Annotated in this window: 22 protein-coding genes and 1 pseudogene; 12 read left to right on the forward strand and 11 right to left on the reverse strand. The window is 70.7% G+C overall.

Annotated elements, in window-relative coordinates:
- Nucleotides 1-226 precede the first annotated feature (226 nt).
- Entirely contained in the window at nucleotides 227-1,561 is a 1,335-nt protein-coding gene (locus Sm713_RS30290) for a class I SAM-dependent RNA methyltransferase (RefSeq protein WP_212913165.1), read from the forward strand.
- A gap of 378 nt (nucleotides 1,562-1,939) precedes the next feature.
- Here Sm713_RS30290 and Sm713_RS30295 read toward each other — a convergent pair whose 3' ends face one another.
- The 5 genes from Sm713_RS30295 to Sm713_RS30315 all read right to left on the reverse strand — a co-directional run bounded on the left by Sm713_RS30295 (nucleotide 1,940) and on the right by Sm713_RS30315 (nucleotide 6,335).
- The gene (locus Sm713_RS30295) at nucleotides 1,940-2,125 is read right to left on the reverse strand and encodes a hypothetical protein (RefSeq protein WP_212913166.1); all 186 of its coding nucleotides are present in this window, start codon (nucleotides 2,123-2,125) and stop codon (nucleotides 1,940-1,942) included.
- Complete coding sequence (locus Sm713_RS30300) at nucleotides 2,122-2,898, reverse strand: hypothetical protein (RefSeq protein ID WP_212913167.1); 777 nt, start codon at nucleotides 2,896-2,898, stop codon at nucleotides 2,122-2,124. Before Sm713_RS30300 ends, Sm713_RS30295 begins: the two co-directional genes overlap by 4 nt.
- Nucleotides 2,895-4,922, reverse strand: a complete 2,028-nt coding sequence (locus Sm713_RS30305; RefSeq protein WP_212913168.1) for a hypothetical protein — start codon at nucleotides 4,920-4,922, stop codon at nucleotides 2,895-2,897. Before Sm713_RS30305 ends, Sm713_RS30300 begins: the two co-directional genes overlap by 4 nt.
- Before the next feature lie 110 nt (nucleotides 4,923-5,032).
- Complete coding sequence (locus Sm713_RS30310; RefSeq protein WP_212913169.1) at nucleotides 5,033-5,737, reverse strand: Crp/Fnr family transcriptional regulator; 705 nt, start codon at nucleotides 5,735-5,737, stop codon at nucleotides 5,033-5,035.
- Nucleotides 5,738-5,756: 19 nt separating this feature from the next.
- Nucleotides 5,757-6,335, reverse strand: a complete 579-nt coding sequence (locus tag Sm713_RS30315; protein WP_212913170.1) for a Pycsar system effector family protein — start codon at nucleotides 6,333-6,335, stop codon at nucleotides 5,757-5,759.
- A gap of 134 nt (nucleotides 6,336-6,469) precedes the next feature.
- On the opposite strand from Sm713_RS30315, the gene Sm713_RS40830 reads away from it, so the two are divergent.
- Both Sm713_RS40830 and Sm713_RS40835 read left to right on the forward strand, forming a co-directional pair.
- On the forward strand, nucleotides 6,470-6,790 hold the full coding sequence (locus tag Sm713_RS40830) for a helix-turn-helix domain-containing protein (protein WP_249416791.1): 321 nt from the start codon (nucleotides 6,470-6,472) through the stop codon (nucleotides 6,788-6,790).
- 593 nt (nucleotides 6,791-7,383) lie between these two features.
- Nucleotides 7,384-7,770 (forward strand): annotated as a pseudogene (locus Sm713_RS40835) (site-specific integrase); the annotation flags it as partial.
- Nucleotides 7,771-8,046: 276 nt separating this feature from the next.
- Here Sm713_RS40835 and Sm713_RS30330 read toward each other — a convergent pair.
- The 4 genes from Sm713_RS30330 to Sm713_RS30345 are packed head-to-tail and all read right to left on the reverse strand — an operon-like array spanning nucleotide 8,047 to nucleotide 16,488.
- Nucleotides 8,047-9,486, reverse strand: coding sequence for a TIGR02679 family protein (locus Sm713_RS30330; RefSeq protein ID WP_308293199.1), 1,440 nt, complete (start codon nucleotides 9,484-9,486; stop codon nucleotides 8,047-8,049).
- 26 nt (nucleotides 9,487-9,512) lie between these two features.
- A complete protein-coding gene (locus tag Sm713_RS30335) occupies nucleotides 9,513-13,640 on the reverse strand; it encodes a TIGR02680 family protein (RefSeq protein ID WP_212913171.1) in 4,128 nt (1,375 codons plus the stop codon).
- Complete coding sequence (locus Sm713_RS30340) at nucleotides 13,637-14,902, reverse strand: TIGR02678 family protein (protein ID WP_212913172.1); 1,266 nt, start codon at nucleotides 14,900-14,902, stop codon at nucleotides 13,637-13,639. Before Sm713_RS30340 ends, Sm713_RS30335 begins: the two co-directional genes overlap by 4 nt.
- Nucleotides 14,899-16,488 carry a TIGR02677 family protein gene (locus Sm713_RS30345; RefSeq protein ID WP_212913173.1) on the reverse strand — a complete coding sequence of 530 codons (1,590 nt, stop codon included), beginning with the start codon at nucleotides 16,486-16,488 and terminating at the stop codon, nucleotides 14,899-14,901. The genes Sm713_RS30340 and Sm713_RS30345 overlap by 4 nt, the downstream gene beginning before the upstream one ends.
- Before the next feature lie 416 nt (nucleotides 16,489-16,904).
- On the opposite strand from Sm713_RS30345, the gene Sm713_RS30350 reads away from it, so the two are divergent.
- The 5 genes from Sm713_RS30350 to Sm713_RS41520 all read left to right on the forward strand — a co-directional run bounded on the left by Sm713_RS30350 (nucleotide 16,905) and on the right by Sm713_RS41520 (nucleotide 19,341).
- Complete coding sequence (locus Sm713_RS30350) at nucleotides 16,905-17,165, forward strand: CopG family transcriptional regulator (RefSeq protein WP_212913174.1); 261 nt, start codon at nucleotides 16,905-16,907, stop codon at nucleotides 17,163-17,165.
- Nucleotides 17,162-17,605, forward strand: coding sequence for a PIN domain-containing protein (locus tag Sm713_RS30355; RefSeq protein ID WP_212913175.1), 444 nt, complete (start codon nucleotides 17,162-17,164; stop codon nucleotides 17,603-17,605). The genes Sm713_RS30350 and Sm713_RS30355 overlap by 4 nt, the downstream gene beginning before the upstream one ends.
- A gap of 626 nt (nucleotides 17,606-18,231) precedes the next feature.
- Complete coding sequence (locus tag Sm713_RS30360) at nucleotides 18,232-18,426, forward strand: ribbon-helix-helix protein, CopG family (protein ID WP_212913176.1); 195 nt, start codon at nucleotides 18,232-18,234, stop codon at nucleotides 18,424-18,426.
- Nucleotides 18,423-18,815 (forward strand): type II toxin-antitoxin system death-on-curing family toxin, encoded by a 393-nt coding sequence (locus Sm713_RS30365; RefSeq protein ID WP_212913177.1) that lies wholly within the window; start codon nucleotides 18,423-18,425, stop codon nucleotides 18,813-18,815. Before Sm713_RS30360 ends, Sm713_RS30365 begins: the two co-directional genes overlap by 4 nt.
- A 118-nt stretch (nucleotides 18,816-18,933) precedes the next feature.
- Complete coding sequence (locus Sm713_RS41520) at nucleotides 18,934-19,341, forward strand: WYL domain-containing protein (RefSeq protein WP_374196093.1); 408 nt, start codon at nucleotides 18,934-18,936, stop codon at nucleotides 19,339-19,341.
- 172 nt (nucleotides 19,342-19,513) lie between these two features.
- Here Sm713_RS41520 and Sm713_RS30370 read toward each other — a convergent pair whose 3' ends face one another.
- A complete protein-coding gene (locus Sm713_RS30370) occupies nucleotides 19,514-20,104 on the reverse strand; it encodes a TetR/AcrR family transcriptional regulator (protein WP_212913178.1) in 591 nt (196 codons plus the stop codon).
- 204 nt (nucleotides 20,105-20,308) lie between these two features.
- Here Sm713_RS30370 and Sm713_RS30375 point away from each other — a divergent pair, with 204 nt between their 5' ends.
- The 3 genes from Sm713_RS30375 to Sm713_RS30385 all read left to right on the forward strand — a co-directional run bounded on the left by Sm713_RS30375 (nucleotide 20,309) and on the right by Sm713_RS30385 (nucleotide 22,873).
- Complete coding sequence (locus Sm713_RS30375) at nucleotides 20,309-20,527, forward strand: hypothetical protein (RefSeq protein WP_212913179.1); 219 nt, start codon at nucleotides 20,309-20,311, stop codon at nucleotides 20,525-20,527.
- Nucleotides 20,506-21,804, forward strand: a complete 1,299-nt coding sequence (locus tag Sm713_RS30380; protein WP_212913180.1) for an MFS transporter — start codon at nucleotides 20,506-20,508, stop codon at nucleotides 21,802-21,804. Before Sm713_RS30375 ends, Sm713_RS30380 begins: the two co-directional genes overlap by 22 nt.
- 316 nt (nucleotides 21,805-22,120) lie before the next feature.
- The gene (locus Sm713_RS30385) at nucleotides 22,121-22,873 is read left to right on the forward strand and encodes an SDR family NAD(P)-dependent oxidoreductase (protein WP_212913181.1); all 753 of its coding nucleotides are present in this window, start codon (nucleotides 22,121-22,123) and stop codon (nucleotides 22,871-22,873) included.
- An 89-nt stretch (nucleotides 22,874-22,962) separates the two neighbouring features.
- Here Sm713_RS30385 and Sm713_RS30390 read toward each other — a convergent pair whose 3' ends face one another.
- Nucleotides 22,963-23,553, reverse strand: a complete 591-nt coding sequence (locus Sm713_RS30390) for a TetR/AcrR family transcriptional regulator (protein ID WP_212913182.1) — start codon at nucleotides 23,551-23,553, stop codon at nucleotides 22,963-22,965.
- A gap of 268 nt (nucleotides 23,554-23,821) precedes the next feature.
- On the opposite strand from Sm713_RS30390, the gene Sm713_RS30395 reads away from it, so the two are divergent.
- Nucleotides 23,822-25,951: a SpoIIE family protein phosphatase gene (locus Sm713_RS30395; protein WP_212913183.1), complete on the forward strand. Its 2,130-nt coding sequence runs from the start codon at nucleotides 23,822-23,824 to the stop codon at nucleotides 25,949-25,951.
- The last annotated feature ends 548 nt before the right edge of the window (nucleotides 25,952-26,499 follow it).

The following is a 26,499-nucleotide window of genomic DNA, read 5'->3' on the forward strand; positions in this document are numbered from 1 at the left end:
GGTGTGTTCTCCGGCTGGTTGTGGGTGGGGGGCTGGTCGCGCAGTTCCCCGCGCCCCCTTTGGGCGGGCTTCGCCCGGTCCGGGGCGCTCGCGCGGTCGCTGACCGGGGACGCGGCCCTCGGCGCCCTCGATCTCGGGTGCCCGGTCCGGGCGGGGTGGCGTCGTGGGGGCCGTAGACTGAACGGCCGTTGCCCGTGATCCCCCTAGTGCTTGGAGCCGTCCCACCATGCAGGCAGAACCGCAGACCTCGCTGGTGGGGGAGGAGTACGAGGTCGAGATCGGCCCCGTGGCGCACGGGGGGCACTGTGTGGCCCGGACCCCGGGTGGCCAGGTGCTCTTCGTCCGGCACGCCCTGCCCGGCGAACGGGCCGTGGTCCGTGTCACGGAGGGTGGCCCGGACTCGCGCTTCCTGCGTGCCGACGCCGTCGAGGTGCTGGACCCGTCCAAGGACCGCATCGAGGCCCCCTGCCCCTATGCGCGCCCCGGCCACTGCGGCGGCTGCGACTGGCAGCATGCCAAGCCCGGGGCCCAGCGTCGCCTCAAGGCCGACGTGATCGCCGAGCAGCTCCGGCGGCTGGCCGGCCTCAGCCCTGAGGAGGCCGGCTGGGACGGCACGGTGGCGCCGGCGCCCGGCGACAAGGTTCCGGCGGGCGAGGTGCCCGCATGGCGCACCCGCGTCCAGTACGCCGTCGACGAGAGCGGCCGCGCGGGCCTGCGCCGGCACCGTTCGCACGAGGTCGAGCCCATCGACCGCTGCCTGATCGCCGCCGAGGGCGTCACCGAGCTGGGCATCGAGGCGCGTGAATGGCCGGACATGGAGACCGTGGAGGCGATCGCGGCCTCCGGATCCGGCGACCGGCAGGTCGTGCTCACCCCCCGGCCCGGCGGGCGGTTGCCGCTCGTCGAACTCGACCGTCCGGTCTCCGTGCTCCGCGTCGACGAGCATGACGGCGCCGTGCACCGTGTCCACGGCCGCCCCTTCGTGCGCGAGCGTGCCGACGGCCGCACGTGGCGCGTCGGCGCGGGGGGCTTCTGGCAGGTCCATCCGAAGGCGCCCGACGTGCTGGTGGAGGCCGCCATGCAGGGGCTGCTGCCGCGCAAGGGCGAGACGGCCCTCGACCTGTACTGCGGCGTGGGCCTCTTCGCCGGCGCGCTCGCCGACCGGGTGGGCGAGAAGGGCGCGGTGCTCGGCATCGAGTCCTCGAAGAGGGCGGTGGAGGACGCCCGCCACAACCTCAGGGAGTTCCCCCGGGTACGCATCGAGCAGGGCAAGGTCGAGCAGACGCTACCGCGCACGGGCATCACCGAGGCCGACCTGATCCTCCTCGACCCGCCCCGGACCGGCGCCGGCCGCGCCACCGTCACCCACCTCACCACCCTCGGCGCCCGCCGCATCGCCTACATCGCCTGCGACCCGGCCGCCCTCGCCCGCGACCTGGCGTACTTCCGTGAGGCGGACACGCCCTACCGGGTGCGGACGCTCCGCGCGTTCGACCTCTTTCCGATGACGCATCATGTGGAGTGCGTGGCGATTCTGGAGCCCGTCGGAAAGGGTCGCTGACCTGCGGTTTCAGTGGGTGCGTATGATGTGCTCTATGTGCGTTACGGGCGATATCTTGACGCTGAAATGACGCTCTAAGAGGTATCTTGACGCTCGTTTGACGCTCGTCTTGATGGGGCGTCAGGCGCGTTGGGGCGCTGGTCAGGATGCCTGGCGGTGCACCCGATCGAGCAAGATCGCTTGGAATTTTGCAGGACCAGGCAGTCCTGCCGTGCCCGCACCGGGCCCTTTCACCGCGGAAGTTCACACTGCGTTTGTCGTGCTTGCACCGCTGGAAGGCGGTCATAGTCCCTCACCTCACGCTGCCGGGCGCCGTCGGCCGCGCACGTCTGGTCGGCTCGTGTCTCGCAGACGGCGGCGCTGTCCGTGATCAAAGAATCACGCCTTAGGATCGTCGGGTCGGTGGCCGTGAATGCGGTACACGAGCTTGTCCGGTTGATGCATGACCCTGGCCAGCCGCCACGCCGCGTCGTATGGCCAGCGGCCGCGCTCCCGGAACCACAGGCAGGGGGCGAGCAGACTGGTGAGCGGGTCGAGCAGCCAGCGCAGTATGAAGCTCTTCACTGCTCGTCCTCCGTTGCGAAGGGGACCGCCGTGGGGGACGACGCCACGGGCTCGAGGTCGTCGGAGGTCGACTGCCAGGGGAACCCATCGGCCCACCCCATCTGTTCGAAGAGCGTGCGAGCGGTAGCCACGAACCGCGCCTGCCGCCCCGGCTCGGCGTCCAACCGCTCCCAGACGTAGAGGAGGGAGTGCGCGAGCCGCTCGGCTTGTGTGCGCTCGGCGACCGACGTCCCTACCAAGGGTAGGATCGTGTCCTTGAACGACGCCCAGTTGAGGGCCGATAGATCATCCAGGTGTCGCTCCAGCCACCACAGGCGGGCGGTGTTCCGGTCGGTGCACACAGTCCGAGCCAGCTCCTGTCGGCGTAACCGGTCCTGCGCAAGCTGGAGTTCCACGTGGCGCAGGGCATTCTGGTGCCTCTGGGCACGGTCGGCGTCTTGCTGGGGGAGCAGCAGGTTGAGTCGTGCCCTGAGCCAGAGGCCGGGACGGCTGTCGGGGCTGTGCCATGGCGAGACCGCCAGGGTGAGCGTCTGCCGAGCGCACTCCAGTTCCTCGGGCCGGTGCTCCCCGGCGATGCCGCGGCCGAGTTCGTCCAAGGCCAAGTAGGCCGCCGCTCGCGCGGTGCTCGGGTGGTGGGTCTCGGCTGCCCGGAGAGAGACCAGATGGGTGAGAGTGCCGCGGGCGAGGAAGTGGACGCCAGGCAGGCAGGTGGGCCAGTATGCCCTGAACCGGCCGACCCGCCTTCTCCACCAGGGACCGGGATGACGGGTCACGTCTCCGACGCTTTCCGAACGAGGCTGTAGTGCTGCATGGCATTGCCGAGGAGGTCCCGCCAGAATGGCCGGACCTCCGCTCCCTCCGCCGCCAGGAGCCGATCGAGCCGCAGCCGCAGCCGCGGCGGGGCGAAGACCTCCGCAAGCAGGGCGATCACCACGTCTCTGTGGTCGGCGTCGTACTCGAACCGCTCCTGCCACCGTGTGAGCTGGCTGAGCACGGCTTCTACTGACTCGTTGGTGGACAGCAGTACCTGCCAGGCATGGACAAAGTGCTCTCTGGTGGAGGCCTCGCGTGCCGAGGCGAGGACCAGGTCCGCACCTGTGTCACTGGAGACGAGCGCTAGGAAGGAGCCCAACGCTTGGCGGAGCGCCTTCCCGCCGGCCTCGGTCCCGTGCTTCCTCAGCCACTGCACAACCGTCTTGTCCACCAGGCCGGGGGAGTGGCGGACGAGCCCGCGGAAGGCGTCGACCAGCTTCTCGGCGCCGAACTCCTTCCCGCCCGCTGCCTTGCCCAGGCGGGTTGGTGCGAGTGCGGGCTGCTCCAAGCCCCAGGGCCCGCTACAGACGTCGATGACCAGATCGAGTTTCTCCATACTGTGGGACTCGGCCCAGTTGAGGAGCCGGTCGCGGACGTAGCGGCCGAGTTCGGCGTTGGTCGCGGCCTTCGTGAGCGCCTCGACGGCCAAGGTCCGCCGAGGGCCGGTGAGCCCCGTTGCGAGGGCGTCGAGCACATTCCTGTCGTGCCGACGCACCGACAGGTGTAGGAGGGCCTCGCTTGCAAGGCGGGCGTCGTCCTCCGGGACGGACCGATTCGCGGCGACGTCGACTGCCCACGTCGTCAGCAGGTCGTGCTGGGTGGGAAACTCGTCCCACAGATGACGCAGGATGGCCGCGGGCAGTCCCCGACAACTCCGGTTGTGGTGGGCACGGTCACCGACGGGCACGATCTCGGCAGCCTTGAGCCGACTAGACGATGTTGCGTCGGTCAGCACGTCGGCTGGCCCGCGGGCCTGGCCCAGTGAGGCAAGCAGGTCGTCGGAGGCGCGGACGATGGAACTGCGCCGCCCTCCGTCGAGCAGCGCTCCCGCCCGCACCGTGACCCGAGTGGACAGCAACGACGGACTCCCGTCCACTGCACCGCGTTTGTTCAGTAGCTTCTCTACCGTGGTGTGCCAGTCCCCGAAGCGGTCCACGGCTTCCTTGAGCTGTTCCCTGCCCTTGACCGCACCGAGGAGTCCGGCCAGCCGGCATGCTTCGCTGGCGGACGGGTCGGCTGTCCAGATCGGGGAGAGCTTCTCGTCTGTCAGCCAGGCCACCCGATCCGTGTGACCGTGCGTGGCGAGCTCGGCCTCGACAAGGCGTCGCGCATTGGGGGACTCCAGCCGCACGGTGACGTCGCCGGTGGCGTCGGCACACGGGCCTTGCCAGTCGCTTGGAGTGGCGAGCACAGCCAGGAAGGCCCCTTTCTTCACCCTCACCAGATGCCGGTGGAAATGCGCCGGCAGTACGTCATCGTTGACGCAGCCGCTATCGAAGACGTCCTCGTACACCCGCTGGGAGACGATCACGGCGGTGTTGGTGATTTCGGGATGGCCGCGCTCGAGCACCGCTCGCAGCGCCTTGTCGTCCAGGAGCCTGTGGGTGTGCACCATGGGCACGCCCAGACCGCTCTGAGGCAAGGGCCCGACGTGGATGCTCACCCGTAGCTGCAGCGGCTTAAGGTGTGGGGCCTCGGCCCGCCGAACGGCGAGCGCCTGGCGCAGCGCGTCGGGGAAGTGTCCCACCAGCGCGGGCAGGATCTCGGGGTCCATGCCGGCGACGTAACCGTCGCCCGTGTGTTGGCCGAACACGCGCCGTTCCCAGTGTGCGCTGACATTGCTGGCGCTCAGCGCTTGGGCCAGCAAGGGCGGGATGTCGGCGTTGACCCGCTGCATTCCCTTGCTGTCAAGTGTTCCGAAGTCCCTGGCGTCAACGGCCAGCACCGCTCGGTAGGGCCACAAAGGCTCCCATGACGGCAGCATGCGCCGCTCCTCTCGTGTCTCTCCTCGCCCATGCGGCGGGGAGAGCACCACCCTGTTCGAGAGGCCGGGAGCCAACCGCCCAGCGCTGGACGGTACGGGCGTGTGGCGCGTCACATCATGGGCGTTCCGCGCGGCGGCCGATCGCCGTCCTCCGCCCCGGCGTCCTGGGCCGCGGCTCTCAGCAGAGCAGGATTCCTGACAACGAGCCGCCGACGGCCGAGCGTGACAATGCCGGCGGACTGTAGACGTGCAAGGACAGCGAGCGCGGACGACCGGCTCATACCCGCCATAGTGGCCAAGTCCTCCCTGGGTATGCCGAGTTCGACGACGACACCGCCACCTCCGTCACGGTGACCCACCTCGTCCGCGAGATGGATGACCACTCGTGCCGGGCGCGCTGGCGGCGGCAGGTGAGCAAGGTCGGCGCGTAAACGTTCTTGGCTGTTCAGCCGGTCCACGCTCAACCGGTAGACGACCGGCTCCAGGCGATGCCGGGCCACGTATCCACGGAAGGCGTGAGCGGTCAGGACGACACCGATGCACGGGCGTACTGCAGTCACGGTCGCCGATCGCGGCCGGTCGAGCAGCACCCCCCTCTCGCCGAGGACCTCGCCCGGGCCGCGAAGCATCAACGTCAGATGGTCCCCGGCCTCATTGCCCTGCACCACCTTGACAAGACCCTCGACCAGCGCGATGACACCGTCGGGCGATTCGCCCTGGGCCAGCAGCACCGCCTGGCTCCGGTAGGTGCGTCGGCGGCCGCGTTCGATCAAGTCACGCCACACGTCAGAAGAGGCAAGGGAAGAGAAGTTCACCGTGACACCTCCTGGCGCGTCACGCGAGAACGGCGGCCAGGGCGAAGGAGCCGCAGCCCGCGACTGCCAAGACGAGAGAGCACTGCACCCGGCGGTGTTTAGCCCAGGCGATTTCACTCATCACCACCAATTGCCGGGTGAGCGAAGGCAGCGGCTCCGTGTTCTGCAGCGCCCTCTCCAGCACGGCTGGTTCCATGAGCCGCAGGTGTCCGAAGTACAGGAAGTCGCCATCCGGATCTGGTCCTCGCCGCTCCTTGCCGAGCCGGGGAGAGACAGCCCATGCGGCGCAACAGGCACCCGCCATTATGAGTGCGATACCGAGCCACAACAGCGACTGCGCCGCGACGGAGTCGAACCCGCCAGCCGCCCGCCGAGAACTTGCCAGCAGACTCAGAACGGCCAGAGTGGTGGACTGTAGGGTCAAGGCGAGCGCTGCTTTCGAATCCGCCCTGGCCGTCGCATCGGCTACGGCTGACTGGATCTTCCACGCAGTTTCGGTCGGCTCAGCCGGCACAGTCTCAACCCGCACTGCTTCTGCCGGGAGGATGTCGAAATCGACTGGGATCGCCTCGCCAAGGCCATGGCCCTTCCGCAGCACAAGCGATGAACCCCGCCCTGCTCGGCTATCCACGGAGCGCGGGCAACCACCGATTTTATCCCTCCGCCGTCGCCGACCCCCACACCAGCGACGCCGTCACGTGACGAAATCCCTCTCTGCGGAGTATCGCTTCGATGCGAGATCCCGCTGCCCTCACGGAGCTGGTTGATCTTCGTCTGGAACCGGCCGAGGGCCCGGCTGCCGCTTCGCCGGGCGCCCATCCCACCCTCATCCTCAAGGACTCACCTATGCCTGCGCACTTGCTGTCCATTCCTGCTGTTGCCGCTGCCCTGGATGTCGATCGCCGTACGGTCTACCGCTTCATCGCGGCTGGTGAACTGCCGGTCGTCGACCTGCGGACCGGAGCGGGGCGCTCCCGCGTCCGTGTTCCCGTTGCCGGGCTCGAGGAGTTCATCACCAGCAGGTCGGTCACTGCCCCGCAGCCCCGCCGCTGACCCCTTGCCGCCGCTCGTCCTGATCCATCCTCGAATAAAGGAGTAGTACCGCGTACCTGCGCAAGTTGAAGTCCGGCAAGTGGCAGGCGACCGTACGCAGCCGGGCAGGAGACCGGTTCAGCGAGTCGTTTCCCCTCAAAGCCCAGGCACGGGCCCGGGGTATCGACATGGAGACCCAGTTCGCTCGTGGGGGCATCCGGGATCCGCGGGCCGGCGAGATGTCGTTCCGGGAGTGGCACGACCGCTGGTGGGACGCACGTGTGGTCGAGCCCCACACGCTGCGGGACGATGCTTCCAGCATCAGGAACCACATCATGCCGCACTGGGCCGACTGGGAGATGCGGGCCATCACTCGCATGGACGTCCAGAGCTGGATCCGTGCTCAGGTCGAGAAGGGTGCGGGTGCCGCCGCCATCAAGCGGGCCTACAACCTGACCTCTTCCATCATGCGTGCAGCCGTCGACGACGACGTGCTCGCGGTGAGCCCGTGCCGCAGCATCGACCTGCCCCAGATTGCGGTCAAGCCGCCGCAGTGGTTCACGCTCGACCAGGCGCAGAGCATCCTGGACGAACTCCCTGCCGTGTGGCGGACGATGTGCCTGCTCGGCTTCTACACCGGAGTGCGCTGGGGCGAGCTCTCCGGGCTCCACCGCCACCGCATCGACAGCGCCGCTCGCGCCTGTTCGTTGTCGAGGTCAAACACCAAGAGCGGCATCAAGGAGTACCCGAAGAGCTCCAAGAGCCGCCGGGAGGTCCCGCTCCCGCCCCACGTCCTGGAGGCACTCGAACGCCACATCCACCGGCTCGACCGCGACGCGCTCGTCTTCACCACCATCACCAAGGGGCGGTCCGGCCGTCGCCTCGACGACGGTAACTGGCGCCGCCAGACCTGGTGGCCCGCCGTCGATGGCGCCTACTACTTTGACACCGACGGCGAGCAGCAGCTCGTTCCGCACTATCCGCCGCACTCCATGCGGCACACCTGTGCCTCGTGGCTCGTCCAGAAGGGGGTCTCGCTCTACGAGGTCCAGCACCTCCTGCGTGCTCGTCGTGAGCATCGCAGCAAGCAGGAACTCGCTATCGAGGCTATCCGCGACGCCCAGGATCGGGCCGAGCTGAACGTCGATGGCGTCTTGGCTGAGCTGATGGACAGCGATGCGGAGATCCTGGACTACCCTCCGTGGGCGCTCCCGGCTCCTGGCAGCCCGCCGGGCGGACTGATCCTCCGGCTGACCGGGCCAGCGCCGGCCGCCCGGTCAGCGGGCAAGGTCGTTCAGCAGGATGTCGAGGACCGCTTCCTCCTCCACGCGTACGCCGAGTTCGGTGAGGGTGGGGCGAAGATCCGGGTCCCATGGGGCGCTTGCGGGGGTGCCCGTCAGGTGCGGGGACAGGGGAGCGGCGGCGGCTGCGGTGCGGTAGTCGGCGGCTGTGTAGCGCCAGGGCTGCCAGGGGACGTGGCGCAGCAGGGCGGCGGCGATGCGCAGGCCGCCCCAGTCGAAGTCGCCGTGGTAGTGCAGCGTGGCGCCGTGGGTGTGCAGGTGGCGCAGCAGGGCGAGGGCGGCGGCGGAGGGCTGGCCTTGGAGGCAGACCAGCGGCGGGCATGCGGGGCCGTGGGTGTCGGCAGCGGTGGCCAGGACGGTGGGATTCTCGCATACGTACACCGTGGACGGGGCCGTGTGCGGTGGTGTGCGGGTGAGCTGGCGCAGGGTCAGGACAGCCGGTTCGCCCTCTTCGGCCAGCGTGTCCAGGGCGGGGGTGCCGGTGAGCCCCAGCGTCAGCACGGTGGAGGAGAGGGCGTCCTTGAGGAGACCGGCCGATGCCCAGGCCTCGCGGCGCCACTCGGCGCCGATGCCGTCCGGGAAGCCGGTCAGGGCGCGGATGCCGGAGTGGACGAGAGTGGCCAGCGGTGTTCCCTCGTCGAGGGCGTGGGCATCGCCGAGCGTGCGGTTGGCGAAGGCCGCGAGGGACACGGGTGGGCAGGTGGGCAGCGCGCGCAGGGCTACGGTGGTGGAGGTGAGCAGGTCCCGTGCCTTCTGCGGTGTGGGGGCGAGGCGCCGCACCAGGCCGTCCCTGCGCAACCGGTCGGCCCAGGGGGCCAGTTCGGGCGTGAGTGTGGCCAGGGGGGCGTATGCGTCCCGCCAGGCGTCGGCCTCCTGCTCGCGGGTGTCGGCGAGCCGGGCGACGGAGCCGGTGAGGGCGGTGACGGCGGCGGCCAGCCCGTCAGGGGCGGCGCCGGAGCGGCGCAGGACGGCGTCCACCGCCTCCAGCCGGACGTTCAGCGAGCGCCCGGTGCCGGCGGCGCGGCCCAGCAGGCGCTCGGTGGCGGCGCGCTGGGCGGGGGTGGGGGTGGCCAGTGTGACCGATCCGGTGAGAGGTTCGTCCCGTGCCATGCGGCGGCGTATCCGCTGTACGAGCCAGGCCGTGTCGGCATGGCCGAGCAGACGGGTGAGGCGGTCGCGGTCGACGGGGGCGGCGGGCGCCGCGCCGGGGCTGAGCGTGGTGCGGTCTCGCGCCGCAGAGGCGGTGGGCGCAGCGTAGTGCCCGCCGCCGACGGGCGCGGCTGGATCGGCAGGTGTAGCGGGCCCGGTGGCCAGGGCAGCGCCGCTGGGGGTCGGGCGGCCGGTGTTCTCGTGTGCGCCGGTGCGCTGTCCGGGCGGGCTGACATCTGCTTCGGAGGGCGGGTTCACGTCTGCCACAGGGATTCCTGGCTCGCCGAGGCGTCTCAGGCGTCCGCAGGGGTGCCTGGGCCGCTCCGCACCTCGGATGCGGGCTCGGGCTGGGCGGGCAACGACGGCATGCGGTCGGGGGCCGGTCCGGTGGCCCGCGTCCGTTCGGTGCCGTCCCACTCCCAGCGGGTCACCAGGACAGCCGGGATCTCGTCGACGCGGGAGAGCTGGGCGATGGCGATGCCGGGGACCTGGGGGTAGCAGGCCCATTCACGTTCGCTCGTCATCACCACGTCCAGGTCGAAGGCGTGTAGTAGGCCGAGGCACTTGGCGCGGGAGTCGTCGTCGACGCCGGCGAACGCCTCGTCCAGGGTGACCAGGCGGGGGGCGTGGGAGACGGCGGTGGCGTAGTGCGAGGATGCGGCGGCGAACAGCGGTACGGACACGGCCAGGACGCGTTCGCCGCCGGAGGCGGGGCCGGTGGCCGGGACCCACTTGCCGTGCTGGTGGCGTTCGACGCCGAACTCGTGCCAGGAGCGGTAGTCGAGCGCCGTGCTGAGCACCTCCAACCAGCTGCCTGCGGTGTCGTCGACCTGCGCTTGGGCGATCTGGGTCTGGAGGAACTCGCCGACCGCCGCGCGGTCCTCGCTCGTCCAGGCATCGGCGGATTGCCGCAGCCGGTCGCGTGCCTGGGCGAGTCCCGCCGGTGCCCTGCGGGAAGGGCGCCAGACCAGACGCAGCCGCATGCCGGTGGAGGTGGGCCGTTCGGTGATCTCGGCGTTCATGGCGTGCACCTGCCGCTCGGCGGTGCCGATCAGCTCCTGGAGGGTGCCCGCGGCCTCGGTGAGCAGGTGGGTTTCCAGGATCTCGCGTTCGTGCGCGGAGAGGATGCGGGTCAGCTCGGTGACCTCGTTGGCGAGGGCCTCGGCCAGCTCAGGCACGGCCCGCTCGCGGCCCTGGTAGACGATGTCGACGACCATGCCGTCCTCCGTCATCCGGGCGGTGGCGGCGTGACCGCCGCGGGAGAGGGAGTCCTGGAGCTTCTTGTACTCCTCGCCGAGTTTTTTCTGCACCCGTTCCCAGGCGCCGTCGGAGTCGTCGGTTGCGGACAGGCCGGCCTCAATGGCCCGCGCGAGCGTGATCGCCGGGGTGGCGGCCCATGGGCCGATGTCCAGCGGCGGTACGGCCGCCTCGGGAAGAGCTACGGAGAGCAGTCCGGTGGCCGCGAACCGCTGGAGCGTGGCGATCGCCTCGGCGCGGGCAGCCGCCGCTTCCCGTACGTCCTGCTCCAGCTGTTCGATACGGCCCTCGGCCCGGCTGGTGCGCCGGTCGGCGTCGGTGTACTCCCCGCGGGCCCGGCGCTGGTCGCTCCCGCAGGCGGCCAGCGCGTCGGCGGTCTCGGCCAGGCGCCGCTCAAGCTCGGCGACGGCGGCGCCGACGGTGGAACGCAGGGTGGTGTGGCGTTCGTCGGCAGCGGCGGCGAGCCGGGCCGACTCCTCAGCCCGCTCGCCCAGCTCGGTGACCCGGCCGTCGGTCCGGGCGGCCTCGGCGCGCTCGTCGGCGACGGCGCGGGCCGAGGCGGAGCGTTCGCGCAGCGCGGGCCACAGGGCGGCGAGGACGGCGGTGTAGTCGGCCAGGGCCTGGCGGACGGCCGCGAGCCCTGCCCGGTCCGTGGGCAGACGCACGGCGGCGGCTGTCTCGGCGAGTTCGGTGGCTGCCTCGGCCTCCCGCCTTGCCGCCTCGGTCAGGTCGGCGGCGCGTTCGTCGCGGTGCTGCCGCGCCCGGTGGGCGGCGTCGGCCGCGGCCGCGGTACGCGCGTGGGCGTGGCGCAGGGCGGCGTCGTCGGGGACGGCCGCCAGCTCGGCGTCCACGACGCGGCGCCGCTCGGCCACGTGAGCCCGCTCGGCTTCCAGCCGCCCCGTCTCGTCGGCCAGGTCGCCCAGCTCGGACCGCAGGGCGGCGATCCGGGCCCGGCGGGCCTCCTCGCGTGCGCCCTCGCCTACGTATACGGCCTTCTCCTTGGCCCAGGAGCCGGTCAGTGCGCCGATGCGGAAGCGGCCGTCGGCGGCCACCCAGGTGTCGCCGCCGGAACCGAGGCCCACGGCGGACAGGAGTCGGGCCACCGCCTCCTCACTCACCGAGGCGGCTGGGGGTACCCCCTCTGGGAGATCGTCGCCGTGGTCGACGGCTGGTCGCAGCATGCCGACGAGCGTCGGTCCGGCCGGCGCCCCGCTTGGCGCGAGGAGCACGTCGTGTCCGTCCGCGTGCAGGGCGGCGCCGTCCGGGCGCACCCAGGCGTCCAGGAGCCCGGACGCCTCCAACGCTGCCTCCAGGCCCGCTCGTTCACCGGCCGGGACATGGTCGCGGAAGTCGACGAGCCGCCACAGTGGCGCCCCCGGCGCTTTGTCGCGCACGCCCGGCGTACGGGTGTGAGGGGCCTCGGGACCGCGCTGGCCGCCCGCCTCAAGCCCGGCCAGCTCCCGCTGAGCCTCCGCCCGCCGAGCGTTCAGGGCGTCCAGCTCCTGCCCGAGCGCGGCAGACCGGTCAGCCAGCTCCGCCGCGCGTGCCCGGTGCGTCCACCCGGCCTGTTCCCGCGCCGGATACGTGCCCTGACAGTGCGTCGTCCAGTCCTGAAGGTCGTCGAGCAGGCCGGCGAGATCGACGACGCTCAGCTCCCGGCAGCCCTGGAGGTGGTCCCGGACGCGTCCGACCAGCTCCCGGCCCGCCTCGGCGGCCTGTTCCTCGGCCTCGGCCCGCCGGGCGGCGGTGTGGCCGGCCTCGGTCTCGGCCTCGTCAAGGCGCCGGGCGGCGGCACGCTTGTCGCCGGCGGCCTCCGCGGCGCGCGCGGCCAGCTCCTCCGCATGGTCGATGGTGCGCCGCCTGCGGGCCACCGACTCCTCGGCCGCGCCCCGCAGATCCGCCTCCGGCGCGCCGTCGGTGTACAGCTCCCCGCCGAGCCGGGCCGCCGCAGCAGCCTCCCGCTCCCGCACCAGGGTGTCCGCGACCTGCCCCTCGGCCGCCGCGAACCGCCCTTCGGCAGCCTGAAGACGGCCCAGGGCCCGGGTGTGCGCGGCGGCGGCCTGCTCCTGGTCGGCCTCGGCGCGAGCAAGCTCCCCAGCCATACGACGGGCGTCGGCCGCCGCCTGCTCCAGCTCCCGTGCGCTGCGCATCTGAGGCCCCGCGCGCAGCGCCACCTCCTGAGCCCTCAGCCGGGTCGCGGTCTCCTCCAAGTGGGTGATCCGCCGGGCTGCCTCATCCCGCTCCCGCTCGGCCTCCTCTCGTTCGGTCCGGGCCTGGGCCAGGTCGCGGCCGAGTTGCTCGTAGCGGGCGTGCTCGGCGCGTGGCAGCCGGGCCCTGCGCCGGGTGGCGACGCGGGCGTAGCGGCGGTAGTGCTCCAGGAACGCGGACGCGGCCCGCTCCGCCTCGGCAGCCGCACGCAGCTCCTCCTTCTCCTCGTCGAGCGACCGGAACGCCTCGGCCACGTCCGCGATCACCGCCTGGTCCATCGGAGGCAGCGCCTCGGTCAGCGCACGGGACAGCGCGGCCTCGTTGGGCCGCTTGGACAACTGCGGCTGGCGCAGCTGGATCAGCAGGTCCACCAGGGCCGCGTACCGTTGCTCGCCGAGCCCGAACAGGGCCTCGTCGACGGCGCGCCGGTACGTCTTCGCCTGGTCGTACACCATGCCGCGCCCTGCGACGGCCTCAGCGAGCCGGTCCCGCGACAGGGCGGTACCGGTGGCGTCCAGCAGGCTCAGCTCCTCGCCGATCCGCTGGTCGGTGACGGCGTACCAGTGGCGGGCGATACCCCGCCCCGCCACCGCCTTCAGCCCGCACAGCAACGTCCGGAAACGGGCCTGCCCGCTGTCCGCGTCGACCCGGCCGAACTCGATCCAGGTGTAGCCGAGCCGCTCCGGGTGCGGGTGCTCCCCGCCGAGCAACAGGTTCCACTCCATCCGCTTGCCCGGGTCGGTGTCAGGCTCCACGCGCCGCGCGGACAGATCGCCGTCCAGCAGGAACGGCAGGGTCAGCGCCAGCACCTTGGACTTGCCGGTGCCGTTGTTGCCGCGCAGCAGCAGCCGACCGTCGCGGAACCAGAACTCCTCGGTGTCGTAATAGAACAGGTCCACCAGACCGACACGCAGCGGGCGCCAACGGCCGGGCGCGGGGACGGGCAGGGCGGTCACGGCTGGTGCGCCTTTCGCTGAGAGGGACGGGCGGTGCGAGCTCCCTGTTCGACCACTACGGTCTCCCCGACCGCGTACCGGGCAAGCGCCGGCAGCGGGGTCACGCCGGCGGCGGTACGGGCCACCAGGCCGAGCGCGGTGAGCTTGGTGAGTGCCTGGTCCACCAGCTCGGCCTCCGCGCCCGGCTGCTTGGCGCTCTTCGACCAGAACGCCCCGTGATCGGCAGCCAGTTCCCGCACGCGTCGCTCCAACTCACCGTGGCTCACCGCTACGTCCGCGGTCGCCAGGTGTTCGGCGAGCAGCAGGGTGACATGCCCGTGGGTGCCCTGCTCGGGCATTCGTACGTCGGTGAGGTCGTTGGGGGCACCTCCCAGGCGAAGCTCTGGGGGAGGATCAACCATCGCGATGCCCTCGGCCCGCACCTCCGCGACCAGGCCGGTCAGTTCGGTGATGCGAGCGGTGAGGAAGCCGCGCTGGCGGGTCAGGTAGGCGAGTTCCTCGTCGGTCAGGCGCTCGTAGTACAGCACCGGGTCGTCCAGCAGTCGGCGGGTCAGGCGCTGGCGGATCGCGCGGAAGCGCAGCTCCTCGCTGTCCAGGGCGGTCTCGGAGGTCAGCTCGGCCAGCCGCTCCTCGAAACCGCCGGCGGGAATCGTCGACGGGCCGCGGCGCGCGGCGAGCAGCCCGGCCAGGACGCGGCGCTGCACGTCGTACAGCACGTCTCCGGACCCGCTGACGTAGGCGTCCTCGTCCCCGGCCACCCGCCTCAGCACCCCGTACCGCAACAGCAGCCGCACCACCGCCGCCAGGTCCGTCCGCTCCTCGCGCCGCTCCAGCGTGAACTCGATGCCGGCGGCGGCCAGACGCGGATCGGCGGCGTCCAGCACCACCTGCTCGGCCAGCCGCCCCAGCGCGGTCTGCGACTCGCCCCGCTCCAGCGCCGCGAGTGCCAGGCACAGCAGTACGTAGCGGCGCCGGGTGAACGGCGCACGGGCGCGGGACGCCTCGCGCGCCGGATGGGTCGCGTCGGCCAGGGTGCCGGGCGTGCGGTGCAGCCGGGCCGCCTCCGCGTCCACCCGCAGCGTCCAGCCGGTGTTGCGGTCGAACCAGTCGCGCAGCTCACCGGCGTACTGCCGCACCAGGCGGAACTCGTCCGCCGACGGGCCGTGCGCGAGCAACAGCGGCTCCTTCAGCAGGGCGCGGGCGGCCCTTTGCAGCTCGGCCGCGCGCCGTCCGTCGAGCACTTCACCCAGGGGCGTCGTCATCGTTCCTCTCCTGCCGCCGGCACCGTGGCGGATCGCACCCGCCCGTCGCGGGTCAGATCGGTGATCTCGACCAGATGATCAGGGCCGCGGAAGGTGCCGCCCGGTGTGCGGATCTCGGTGGTCGTCCCGTCCGCCAGGGCCGTCAGCCGGATCTCCATCGTGCCGTCGTTGCTGGTCGCCAGGGTCGTCGTCATGCCCGGCCGCCAGGTGGACAGGGCATCCCCGAGCAGCCGCAGGAACAGGTCGAAGGCCGCCGGTTCGAGCTCGCCGAGTGCCGACAACCGGGTCGTGCCGTCCGTGGCCAGCCGGGCGCGGGCCGCCGTGACCTCCTCCGCCTGCCGCGCGGCCAGCTCAGCCAGCAGCCGCCGCTGTTCGGACCTGTCCTGCACCTTGCGAGCCCTGCCCCGCCGCTCGTAGCTGCCGGTGCGGCGCAGCTGCGGGCTGATCCGAAGCGGCTCGGCCTCGGACCACGGGGTGGACGCGGGCACCGGGCTGGCCGTACGCCCGGCGAGGGTGTCGGCGTCCACGGTCAGGTGCCGGGAGGAGTACAGCCCGAAAGCGGCCCGCCACAGCCGGTGCCGCGCTTCGTCGTCCGGCGCCTCGGCGAACCAGCGGGCCAGAGCACGGAAATCCGCAGACCGGTCCGAGCGCCCGGCGCGCCGCTCGTTCAACTGCCGCACGACGGCCAGCAGCTGCGGGATGGCACCCAGGGCACGTCCACGCAGCAGCCGGGCCTGCGACTCCCGCCCGTCCGCCGACATGAACCAGGCGGCCAGCCCCGCCCACCGTGCCGCCCACCGCGCGTACGCCTGCGCCTCGGCGCTCTCCGCCTCCTCCGGAGCGGCGTCGGCCGCCTCACGGGCCGCCGCGAGCCGCAACAGCGCGTCTGCCCGGCCCCCCTGCTCCAGCTCGCCGATGAGCAGCGCGATCCGCCCGCCCAGCGTGATCAGGTCCTGGATGAACCGCTCCAGGTACTGGATCAGCCGATCCTTGTAGGCGAGAAACACCTCCACCTCGACACCGTGCAGGTCGATCGTGCGCTGTAGCGACCCCATGAACGCCCGCGCGTTCTCCGCCAGCGCCTCGAACCGGGCCGTCAGGACGGACAGCGCCAGATGCGCCTTCGCGTCATCCGGTATCTCCTCGGCCGCGATCACCAGCAGCGCCCGCAGCTGGGTGACGATGTCATGCAGGGCCACCGCCTGCAACGCACCGCGCCGCCCCAGCGCCTCGTCGTACGCGTTCAGCGCCTCCTCGGCGGCCTCTCCGGCCTGGGTGAGCTGGTAGATGAACCGCTTGCGGTAGAAGTCCTCGACCGCCGTGACCCTTGCGGTGTCCGGGTCCGCCCGCAGATTGCCCCACTCGACGAGGCTGTCCAGCGCCTTGACGACCGCGTCCAGATCACCGGGCCGCTGCTCCGGCGGCAGCGCCGCGTGCACGTCCTCGGGCCGCAGGTGCACTGCGAACCGTTCCTTTGCGGCCAGGAACGCACGCATCACCCGCCGGTACAGGGCGGCATGGGGCACGGTCAGGTGTGCGAAGGGCGCGTAGTCGGTCCGCTCCCGGCCAGGAGGCTGCGAGGTCATCGTCCGACATTGTCCCTGACAGGTATCCGATCCCGTCAACCGTGGTCAGAGGATGCACGGAGCGTGACAGAAGTAGTCGGCCGCTCCGCTCCCGGTTCCCGCTGTCCCGGATAAGCGGGACGGCCTGCTACTCCCGTTCGCGAACCGTCGGTGTCGGGCGCCCGCCCCGCTCAGTTCACCGGCTAGCGTGCCTCAGCCGGTGAGGTTCGTTGGACGCTCCTGCCGCCTCACAGCCTGTGCCCGAGACAGGAGAATGCATTTTGACCTGCAGATTTTACGGGACTTTGGCGAATACCTCTTCTACTGATGTGGATCGTCGGCCTTGCGCAGGCAAGCGACCCCTCTCAAGGGGCGCACGGGTCCACGGGCCCCGTGATGAGCATACATCGTTGTGGTACATATGCTAGCTTTGGTACATGTCCATGAAGCGAACCAACGTCTACGCCGATCCGGAAGACCTCGCGATTATCAAGGAGGCCGCGAAGCGGCGCGGCGTCAGTGAGGCCGAGATCATCCGTCAGGGCATCCATCTCGCGGCCATGGCCAACCGTGTCTGGGACGAGCCTCTCTTCTCCCGTACCTTCCGGGGGACGGGCAGTACGCCCGGCAAGCGCGAGGTGCGTGACGCCGTCGCCGATGCCGTGCGTCGCGAGGCCGGGTCCGGGACCGCCGCGTGATCATCGTCATCGCGGACACCTCCGGGCTCCTTGCGGCGCTCGATTCCACCCACCCCGAGCACCAGGCGTCGAATGAAGCGATCATGGCTGCTGGACTCCTGGTGATGTCCCCGTTGCTGCTCGCGGAGATCGATCACGTAGCAACGCGCGAGATCGGCCGTGAAGCGGCGCTCAGCGCGGTCGACGACATCCGGCACTGGATGCGTCGGGGCCGTATCGCTCTGCCTGAGATCACGGAAGATCATCTCGGGGTCGCCCAGTCCGTGCGGGCCCGCTATCGCGATCTGGACCTGGATCTCGCGGATGCGGTGAACGTGGCCCTTGCTGCTGACTACGACACCGACGCCGTACTCACACTCGACCGTCGCGACTTCCGGGCTGTGCGCCCATTGGGCCGGCACAAGGCGTTCCGGGTACTACCCGACGACCTTCCGATCTGATGTCGGACGACGCCCGGTCATGTCGTCGATTCCGCCGGTTGTGACGCTCGTTCGACGCTCGCGGGGTTCGTGGATTCTCGGGTCCGGGCGCGAAACCCTGTCTGACCTGGAGTTTCTCTGAGGTGGTTCCGGCTGATGTGTTTCCGATGACGCATCACGTGGAGTGCGTGGCGGTGCTTGAGCCTGCCGAAAAAGGCCGCTGACCTGCTGCTTTATTTTCCAGGTGGCCAGTTCACCCGTTTTCGCTCTGGAGTGCGTCGACTGAGGTTCGCGTGTGCAGAACGGCCTGAGTTACAGCTTCAAGGGCCGGCACGGGATTCGCGGGCGACTGGCGATGCGGAATGCGGAATTTTGACGCTCGGATGACGCTCGAATATCGGAAATTCTCAACCTCGCGGACCTCTCCGGCCCCGGGCCGCGCGGACCGGGGCCGTCGGCGGCCAAGGACTCCGGGCCGGGGGTCCGACTGTACCTCGCCGGCCACGGCGCGTGCTGCCACCTCGTCGCACGCACCGTGGAACCGAGAGTGCGACCCGACCGGGCCGCAAAGGACGGCGCCGTGGTCCGAGGCCTTGAGTGGCTGGTATCACCTCGCCACCTAGATACCAGTCCGGTATCATCGCTGTATGGCGATGACACTCCGACTCCCCGACGACCTTGACGCGAAACTCACCGAGCGGGCCCGTCGGGAGCGCCGCAGTAAGCAGGAACTTGCCATTGAGGCCATCCGTGACGCCGAGAATCGGGCCGAGCTGAAGGTCGATGACGTCCTGGCCGAGCTCATGGACAGCGATGCGGAGATCCTGGACTACCTGAAGTGACCGAAGTGCGCTACATCCAGATCGACGAGATCCTCGCCATCGCCCGCAAGGTCAACGATACCGAGCACAGCGTGCGTGACATGGGACTCTTGGTGTCGGCGATCGAACGACCCCGGACGAACGTGTTCGGAGCCGAGCTGTATCCCACGCTGCACGAGAAGGCGGCGGCTCTGCTGCACTCCGTTGCCCGCAATCACGCGCTGATCGACGGCAACAAGCGCACCGCCTGGCTCGCGATGCGTGTCTTCCTGCGGTTCAACGGCGTCAGCGCCGGCATCGCCCCGCCGCACGTCTCCATTGCCGGTCCGTTCGTCGAGGAAGTCGCGCAGGACAATATCGATGTACCGGCCATCGCCAAGCGTCTGTCGGCCTGGTTCCCCGTTTCCTGACGTTTGACGTCGTGAGGTACGGGACGGAATGAGGTTCGTGAGCGGTGCTGGCTCCTGGCGGTCCGCCGGGCAGACTGATCCCGTTCTTGTGGGACCCGTTCGTTCAGCCGGTTGATTCGTGTGCCTTCGCGAGGGGGCAGCGGGGGCGCGAAACGACGACGGACACGGCGAACGAGACGGCGGCAGCCAAGATCCGCAGGGTGCTGCCCGAGCGGTTGTCCCGGGCACTCGACACGGTCCTGGAATCCCTCGCATTCACAGCTCCGCCCGGCGAGTTCACGAAGCCGGACGCCGCGCCCGGCTTCCGGCCGGCGTTGCGAGGCTGGAGGAGATCGCTCCCGCGGCAGGCGCGGATCCGGCGAGCGGGCCTTGGCTGCGAGTCGAGCTACGGGCGGAAACCCTCGACTGGTTGCCGCCGGTACTCGCCTCACTCGACCGGCCCTTCGTCATCGAGCGCCCCGACGAATTGCGCCACCTCGTCATCGCGCTCGCCGACCGCCTTGCGTCCTGCGCCCGTCAAGCCTGACAGCAGGGGACCGTCTGGACCCCGTGGCGGGTGCTCCACGGGGCCGCCGCCCGCGCGGAGGACGTCGTCGGCGTGAACGCCGAGGGTCTGGCCCTCGCCGCCCGCCCGCCGCCTTGTCAAGGCCAAGGGCGCCCGGAGCAAGGCGTACTCGCTCGACCCCCGCAGACGACCGTCAGCGAGAACCCGCACGCCCATGGTCGTACTCGCCGGCTGGGATGCGGAGCCCGTTGAGCATGGTCTGGATGATCGGTTCGAGGTAGTCCGGGGATCCGTGGATCTTGGCGATGGCCACGATCATGTCGAAGACCTGCTCCAGGGTGAGGTCGTCGCGCACCTCACGGGCCTTCTGCGCGGCGGCCAGCAGGGGCCGGCCGGCGGCGAGGGCCTGCTCGCGACGGCTGTGCGGGCCGTCCTGGCCGGTGTGCTCCAGCAACTCCGAGACGATGAGGCGCTTGTTGGGGAGGAAGTCGAAGTGCAGGCGCAGCCAGGCAGTGAGTGCCGCGCCCGGCGTCTGTCCGTCTTCCATGACCGCGGCTTCGCAGATGGCGTCGACTTCCCCGGCGTAGAGGGCTTCGAGCAGTTCCTGGCGTCCGGGGAAGTTGCGATAGAGCGTGGCCATGCCGACGCCCGCGCGCCGAGCAACCCCGGCCATGGAGATGTCGGTGTCACCTTCGGCGAACGCGGTGCGGGCCGCAGCCAGGATCTTGTCGCGGTTGCGTTCGGCCGCTGCCCGCCGTGTGGGAAACGCCCTCTTGTCAGTCATCACCCTTCTCCGATCCGGTATCACCCCGCGTGGGCGGTGGGCCGCGCTCGCCTCCCTGCGTCGCGCCCGTGCGTTCACCCCCACCCAAGTGGACAACCTATCCGGCATCGGCCTACTGTTGGTGGACAGCCTATCCGGCAATGGTGCCGGTGCAGCTGGTCAGCCGCCCAGTACATCAGCCACCCAGTACAGAGGAGCTTCGCCATGCCTCACGCACGTTCCAGAGGGCTGACGTCCCCGCAGCCCGCGACGCGGGCCGTGGCCAAACCGGGCGTGGTCCTGGCCGCGATTGCCTTGATCGCCTGCACCGCGCAGTTCATGGTGGTGCTCGACTCCAGCATCGTGAACGTGGCCCTTCCCTCGATGAAGGCCGGCCTCCGCCTGTCGGACACCGCGCAGCAGTGGGTGTCAACGGCTATCTGATCGCATTCGGCGGCCTGCTGCTGCTCGCCTCGCGCGCCAGTGACCTGTTCGGTCGCCGCCGCCTCTTCCAGGCCGGCCTGGTCGTCTTCACCGCCGCCAGCCTCTTCGGGGGCCTGGCCACCGATGGCTGGATGCTGCTGGCGGCACGCGTCGTGCAAGGTGCAGGCGCCGCCGCGCTGGCACCGTCCAGCCTGAGCCTGATCACCACGAGTCACACCGACCCCGCCCAGCGCACGCGCGCGATGACCTGGTGGGGCGTCGCCGCGTCCAGTGCCGGCGCGGCCGGCATCGTGCTCGGCGGCCTGCTGACCGCCTCCTTGAGCTGGCGCTGGGTGATGCTCGTCAACGTGCCCATCGGCGTCGGCCTGCTGGTGGCCAGTCTCATCTGCCTGCAGCCCTCCGCACCCTCAACGGCCCGCGCCCGCATGGACGTTCCCGGTGCCGTGACGATCACCCTGGCCGCTGCCGCGATCGTCTACGGCGTGTCCATCGCCCCGGACCACGGCTGGGCATCCGGACGGGTCCTCGCCCTGCTGATCGGCGGAATCCTGGTGCTGGCGGCATTCGTGGCGATCGAGCGCCGCACCGGCGACCCGCTCATCCCGCTGGACGTCTTCTCCATCCACAACGTGCGCATCGGCAACATCCTGACCCTGTGCATGGGTGTGGTGATCACCGCGCCGCTGTTCTTCCTCTCGCTGTACCTGCAGCAGGTGCTGGGGGAGAGCGCCCTGCGCACCGGGCTGTCGCTGCTGCCGATGGTCTCCGTGATCAGCGCAGGCGTCCTGATCTCCCAGAAGCTGATCCCCGCGATCGGCCCGCGCCGCCTGGTGGTGACCGGCGGCCTGGTTGCCGCCGCCGGACTGGTATGGCTGGCCTCGTTGCCCGACCAGTCCGACTATGTCGGACACGTCCTGCTGCCCACGGTGGTCATCGGTGCGGGCACGAGCCTGACGATGATGCCGGCGATCGTCGCCGCCACCACCGGCGTCGCCCCGCGCAACGCCGGTGTTGCCTCCGGTCTGATCAACATGTGCCGCCAGCTCGGTGCGGCCCTCGGTCTGGCCGCGCTCGTCACCGTCGCCGCCACCGTCACCCGCAACAGCTCCGCGACCGGCTCCGCGGCCACGGTCGACGGCTACCGCATCGCGTTCTACGCCATCGCCACGATGAGCATCGTCACCGCCCTTCTCTCGCTGCTGCTCAAGGGCGATGGCGCGGCCACGAGCCCGCAGCGCAAGGGCCGCGCGGTCGCCGCGCCGCCTGAGTCCCGGTAGCCGCCTGGAAGGGTCGGGCGTGCCGCGCCCAGGGAGGGATCAGCGCGTTCCAGGACATCAACGCGGCGCCCGCACGCGGCCTTTCGGGAGGCTGGGCTCACGTTGGGTGGAAGGGGCGCGGCCACCCCTGTTCTTGACTGTCCCGTCCAGAACGCGCTATGTTCTGGACCACATAGTCAATAATTTCTCGCTGACCCATCCCCTGCCATGCCCCCCGCTTCCCGACGGCGGCGAGCGAGTGGACGAGCGCATGAGCTCAGCGGGGCGACGAGGCAGGCACGGACGCGGGTGACGAGATCATCGAAAGGACATCGCCATGTCTCATCTGGATGGGAAGACCGCCCTCGTGACCGGCGCCTCCAGCGGTATCGGGCGCGCGACAGCCCGGCGTCTCGCCGGCGACGGTGCCCGCGTCTACCTGACGGGCAGGCGCAAGGACGAACTGGAAGCCGCGGCGGCGGAGTGCGGCCCCGGCGCGGTCGCCGTGCCGTGCGACGTCTCGCAGGCGGCCGATCTCGACCGTGTCATGGACGTCATCCGCGGCGACGGACGCCGCCTGGACGCCGTGGTGGCCAATGCCGGCCTCGGTGTCCTGACCAGCCTCGCGGAGGCCACCCAGGAGCAGTACGACCACGTCTTCGGGGTGAACGCGAAAGGCACCCTGCTGACCGTGCAGAAGTCGCTGCCGCTCCTGGCCGACGGTGCCTCGGTGATCCTGCTCGGCTCGACGTCCAGCTACCAGGGGATCAGCGGCATGGGCCTCTACGCCGCCTCCAAGGCCGCGATCCGCAGTCTGGGGCGCACCTGGGCCGCCGAACTCGCGCCCCGGGGCGTGCGCGTCAACGTCATCACCCCTGGCCCCACCGCCACTCCCGGAATCGAGGGGCTGGCGGAGGCGAACGGCCTGAGCACTGAGGGTTTCCACGGTGTGCTCGCCTCCCAGGTCGCGTTGAACCGGATGGGCCGACCCGCCGAGGTGGCCGCCGTGGTCGCGTTCCTGGCCGGCCCGGAGAGCTCCTTCGTCACCGGCTCCGAGTACTTCGTGGACGGCGGCCAGATACAGGTCTGAACCCTGCTGTGGAGGTGAAGGGGGCGGCGCCCGGGCCTGGGTCGGGCGCCGTACGTGAGCGCCCCGCGCGGTCCCGCCGCGGGGGCGGGTCAGGACTCCGGCAGGAGCCGGGCGGTGAGCGAGCGCGCCGTCGCCGTCAGGGTGTCGATGTCCATGCCCGTGCGCCCCATGAAGACCAGTCCCTGCTGCGCGGCGAGCAGGGAGCGGGCGAATTCGAGCGGATCGGCGTCGGCCGGCAGATCGCCCTGGCCCTTGGCCCGCACGATGCACTCGGCGACCGCGGCCGTCGTCGCCTCGTAGGTGCGCCGGGACTCCGCCAGGACGCCCGGGTCCGCGGTGGCGAGCTCGCACGTGCTGTTCGCCATGAGGCACCCTCGGCGAGCGGCTGCCCCGGTGGCGTCGCCCACGGGAGCCATCATGAACGCCCGCAGGGCGTCCACGGCCCGCTCGGCGGAGTCGAGCTCCTTCCGCAGGTAGCCGTGGCTCACCTCGTTGTAGTTGCGCAGCGCCTTGAGGAAGAGCCGGTGCTTGTCCCCGAAGGCCGCGTACAGGCTGCCCTTGCCGAGGCCGGTGACCTGCATCAGGTCGTCCAGGGACGTGGCCGCGTATCCCGCGTTCCAGAACTGTTCGCGGACCGCTTCCAGGACGCTCCGCTCGTCGAACCCTCGTGGTCTGGCCATGACATCACGGTAACAGTTATTGACCGTATGGTCCACAAAGGGATATAAAGGAATAACGTGGATGATTTGGATAGTGGACCACTCGGTCGGGAACGCGCGACCATGCCGTCGCGTGCGTCACGCGAGGGTGCCGGCGCCGCGCTCCAGTAGCCGCTCCAGCACCCGCTTCAGCGCCCCGCCCCGGCGTCGGGCTGATGGCATCTGCGGCCCCGTAGACTGGGGTATTCCCGAAAAACTTCCCGAAAGGGCACGAGGAGGGCGGTGGGACATGCGTGGAGACGAGAACAGCGCCGTCGCCCCGGAGACGGCGGAGGTGGACCGGCTGCTCGACCGGGCCACGAGAACCGTCGGCGCGCATTTCGGGGCGCTGTATCTGAAGGTCCCGGAGCGGAAGCTGATGATGATGACGACCGCGACCGGGGTGCCCAGCAGGCTGACCCGGCCGTGGTCGCGGGTGGCGCTGGCGGCCCCCGTGCCGGTGGCCGAGGCGGCCCGGTCGGGCGCTCCGGTGTGGCTCCCCAACCGGCAGGAGCTGGCCCGCCGCTTCCCGCGCACGGCGCTCGCCTTCCCCTACTCGGTGGCCATGTACGTCGTTCCGGTGCTCGTCGACGGCGCCTGCTGGGGTGCCGTCCTGATGCTGTGGCCCGGCAACCGCCCACAGGAGCTGACCCCCGCCGAGACCAGCGAGATAGGGCGGGCCGTGGAGCTGATCGCCCGGGGGCTGCGCACGGCCGCGGCGCGGGGCAGCCCGGTGCGTCCGAGGATCACCCCGCTCGCCCTGGACCCGCCGTCGCCGCGGTACGGCCACCCCGCGTCCGACCTCACCGAACGGCTCGGTGAAGGCGTCTGCGCGCTCGACCTGCACGGCCGCGTCACCTTCCTGAACAGCACGGCGGCCGGCCTCCTGGAACGCGACCGCGCCGAGCTGCTGGGCAACCGGCCCTGGCAGATGGTGCCCTGGCTGACCGACCCCGCCTACGAGAACGCCTATCTCGCGGCTCTCTTCAGCCGTCTTCCCACCAGCTTCACCGCCGACCGGCCGGACGGCACGTCGCTCGCGTTCCTGCTGTATCCCGACACCACCGGGATCACCGTGCGCATCAGGCCGACCGACAGGCCCGAGGACCCGCCGGATCCGGCCACCGACACCCTGCCCGCCGCGCCGGCCCGCCCCGGCACCCTCTTCCACCTCCTGCACCTCGCGTCCGCCCTCACCCGGGCCGTCGATGTGGAGGAGCTGACGTTCTCCCTGACCGAGCAGGTCATGCAGGTCCTCGACGCCCAGGGCCTGGCGCTGCTCACGGCCGACGAGGGACGGCTCCAGGTCGTCGGGACCGCCGGGTTCCCCCCGGAGGTGCAGAGGTACCTCAACGGCCTCCCGCTGTCCTCGCAGACCGCCGGCATCCGGGCGATCGAGACCGGTGTGCCGTTGTTCTACTCCGACGCCTCGGACCTGATCCGCGACTTCCCCAACAACCGGCACTGCGGGGACATGGCGGCGTTCGCCTTCCTGCCCCTGACGGTGTCCGGCCGGACCATCGGCTGCTGCGTCCTCGGGTACGACCGGCCGAGGCTCTTCCCCACCGACCAGCGAGCCGAACTCACCTCGCTGGCCGGGATGATCGCGCAGGCACTCGAACGCGCCCGGCTCTACGACTCCAACGCCCAGGTCGCACGCGGCCTCCAGGAGGGGCTGCTGCCGCACCGGCTGCCCCGGCCCGGGCAGCTCGACGTGGCCGCCCGCTACCGACCCGCCACGCACGCCCTCGAAGTCGGCGGCGACTTCTACGACCTGATCGACTTCGGCGAGTCCGTCGTGGGAGCGGTCGTCGGCGATGTCCAGGGGCACAGCGTCCAGGCGGCCGCCATCATGGGCCAGGTCCGCACCGCCGTCCACACCCACGCTCGGGCGGGCTCCCCGCCCGAAGAGATCCTCTCGCGGACGAACCGGCTGCTCACCGAGCTGAGCGGCAGCCTGTTCTGCAGCTGCGTCTACGCCCACATCGACGTTCCCCGGCACCGGGTCCGGCTCGTGTCCGCCGGGCACCCGCCCCCGATCCTGCGGCATCCGGACGGCACCACCGAGGTGCTGGACAAGGCGTCCGGGCTGCTCCTGGGCATCGAGCCGGACGTGCGCTACGAGATCACGGAGTTCGACCTGCCGCCTGGAGCGCTTCTGGCCCTCTACACCGACGGGCTCGTCGAGCGGCCCGGCATCGATCTGGGACAGGCGATCGGCAGGCTTGCCGAGGAGATCTCCGAGGCGGGACGGCAGGAACTGGGCGCGCTGGCGGACGCCGTCATCGAGCGGGCCGAGACGACCGTGAGCCCGCGCAGCGGCGACGACATCGCGCTGCTCCTCGTCGAATGCCCCATGGCCGGATCGGATCACCGTTAGGGTGAGATCAGCCGTGTATGTCGAGATAGGTGGGGATAATCCAGACATTCATTACCGGTCAACTTCCCCGCGATAATGTGGAATTCGGTATTCTGGGTTGCGGGGGCAAAATCGGGTGGATAGAGTCGCGGCGGTCGCCGGGACGAGGGCCCATCTCCTTGCGGGAAAAGGAGGGGGGCGGAGTGATCGATGAGGGGGATCGTGCGATGGGCGAAGTTCACTTATCAGAAGTGAGCCATATCCCGGAAATCAACCCGGGGGATATGGCGGCAGTACGGTGACCGTGCCCATCTTGCAGGTGAGAAATTCCGATCAGGACCCTGGTGCCGGAGTTCGACCCCCTCTTGTGCTGAATTCCTCCTGCGCGTTGCCGACGACGCCGACCGTGTACGTCTCTCCTCGCGCTCCTTCTCCCGCGACATGCGTCCCGCCTTGGCCACCGTGCGTGCCGCGGGCACCCACTCATGGGCGCGATGCCGTCCGCACGCCGTCCGGGCCGGCTTCACCTGCGACGTCATGGTGAGGCGCGCTGGGCCCGGTTGGCAGCT

The organism is Streptomyces sp. TS71-3 (assembly GCF_018327685.1).
Taxonomy (GTDB): Bacteria; Actinomycetota; Actinomycetes; order Streptomycetales; family Streptomycetaceae; genus Streptomyces.